Origin of the sequence: Vreelandella rituensis, assembly GCF_003336665.1 — a bacterium.
GTDB lineage: Bacteria > Pseudomonadota > Gammaproteobacteria > Pseudomonadales > Halomonadaceae > Vreelandella > Vreelandella rituensis.
The window spans coordinates 1-540 of sequence record NZ_QPIJ01000177.1; the positions used below are offsets into that span (position 1 = coordinate 1).

At 58.6% G+C, this 540-nt stretch carries 1 protein-coding gene; it reads right to left on the reverse strand.

Annotated features, from left to right (window positions below; all coding sequences use genetic code 11):
* The coding region (locus DU506_RS21385) for a hypothetical protein (RefSeq protein WP_220254502.1) at positions 1-308 on the reverse strand (308 nt) is incomplete at its 3' end.
* Between the last annotated feature and the right edge of the window lie 232 nt (positions 309-540).

Genomic DNA, 540 nt, shown 5'->3' on the forward strand with positions numbered 1-540 from the left:
TCAATGCAGAACGATGTGCCCAGTGGAACGATTCGGATGTCGGTGACAACCGCCTTGTCCGCCTTTTCGTTGAACGCTTGATGCTGACAAACCGTGGTCTTGACCGGCTGGAAGCCAACTGTCCTGGCGCCGCTCAAGTGGATCATGCCGTCGACTATTTTATAGCCATTGCGATTGACGACATAGGTGCGTGCGCCCTTCGAGTAACCGGGGATTCTCGGGCACGCCTGGTACTTGTGAGGATTGATCTTGAAGTCGTCTTTCGCCGCGAGCCAGCCCTTCCAGGCGTCGCCGACTATCTGCGTCATCCGNTCCAGGCGTCGCCGGCAATCTGCGTCATCCGTTGAGCGCCGGCGGAAGGGAGTAGTTGATAGACGTCCTTGTGCTCTTTCTTCAGCAGCTTGTCGGCCTGGCTGGCGCTGATCGGTGCCTCGGCGAACAGCGCCTGACGCATGTGATAGAGCGTGGCGTTAGCCACTTTTCTCGCGGCCGAACAATACCGATGGCAGGCCAGGTAGTTGGCGTGACCGGGACGGATCA